The 601-nt window shown below is 47.8% G+C and carries 1 protein-coding gene and 1 pseudogene; both read left to right on the forward strand.

Going from position 1 to position 601, the window contains the following annotated elements:
- Positions 1 to 210: pseudogene (locus tag R8N49_RS28745) on the forward strand (EamA family transporter); the annotation flags it as partial.
- 100 nt (positions 211 to 310) lie between these two features.
- A partial coding sequence (locus R8N49_RS28750; protein WP_318190652.1) for an SRPBCC domain-containing protein occupies positions 311 to 601 on the forward strand: 291 nt, incomplete at its 3' end.

The raw sequence follows: 601 nt of genomic DNA on the forward strand, positions 1-601 counted from the left end.
CTGGCCAGTAGCGGCTCTCAACTCGCACCACTGATTTTTACCAACTTGTTGTTTACGGCCGTTTGGCAATCACTTTTTTTCGCTGATGTAATGAGCCGCACTCAAATCGCGGGCATGGGCTTAATTGTGCTCGCGACGGTATTGAATGGGTGCTGGGATGTATTGGTCAAGCATCATCAAAGCAAGGCGTTACAAACGAGAACATCTTAGTGCCTCGTAAAAGTAAGTTGAGATAAGCATTTAAAACGCAAGCAAATTTGATTTTTCCTGAGAATAAACTAGCGTCAATGAAGGTTCAGGGAGAGAAAACATGCTTACATTAACCTATTACGTAGAAATAACCGCGACTCCGCAGCGCGTATGGAGAGTGCTGACGGATGCTGAGCTTTACAAGCGTTGGGCGCAGGCATTTTCACCTCAATCTCAATTCGAAGGGGAGTGGGAAGAGGGCAGCGACATCACCTTTTTTGATCCGGATATGGGCGGCACTCGCGCAGTGATTGATTCTGTGCAGCCACTGCATCGGCTAGAGTTTCATCATGTTGCCATCTTTAACCCCGACAATAGGCAACAGTTGGACGCCGATATTGCCGCCAAGTGG

The sequence above is a fragment of the Vibrio sp. 1978 genome, assembly GCF_033344345.1.